The following is a 345-nucleotide window of genomic DNA, read 5'->3' as shown; positions in this document are numbered from 1 at the left end:
GGTACGCTGGTGCGTCTGGAAAGCGGGCGTCTCGGCGTTGTGGTCGAGCAAAGTGAGGCGTCGCTGCTGAAACCGAGGGTGAAGGTCTTCATGTCGGCGCGGACCGGCAAGACGTTCGCCGCGCAGATCATCGATCTGGGCAGTTTTGCCGACCCGGACGCGATCGTCAAAATCGAAACGCCGACCGACTGGGGTATGGAAGAGGTTGATACGCTGTGGGCGGGCAGCCCGGCCTGATCAGTTGATGAGTCGCCCTGCCGGCTAACCCAGCAAGCCCAGTACCTTCGCCCTCGCCACCGCCTGGGTACGCCGCTCGACGCCTAGCTTGCTGTTGATGTGGCTGGC

The 345-nt window shown here is 63.5% G+C and carries 1 protein-coding gene and 1 pseudogene; one reads left to right on the top strand and one right to left on the bottom strand.

The window, feature by feature from the left end; translation table 11 throughout:
* Nucleotides 1–237 (top strand): annotated as a pseudogene (locus ALO43_RS00540) (HD-GYP domain-containing protein); the annotation flags it as partial.
* Nucleotides 238–261: 24 nt separating this feature from the next.
* On the opposite strand, the gene ALO43_RS31965 reads toward ALO43_RS00540, so the two are convergent.
* Nucleotides 262–345: hypothetical protein (locus ALO43_RS31965; RefSeq protein ID WP_412778905.1), on the bottom strand; the 84-nt coding region annotated here is incomplete at its 5' end.

The sequence above is a fragment of the Pseudomonas tremae genome, from assembly GCF_001401155.1.
GTDB lineage: Bacteria > Pseudomonadota > Gammaproteobacteria > Pseudomonadales > Pseudomonadaceae > Aquipseudomonas > Aquipseudomonas tremae.
This window is presented reverse-complemented; position numbering and strand designations above follow the sequence as displayed.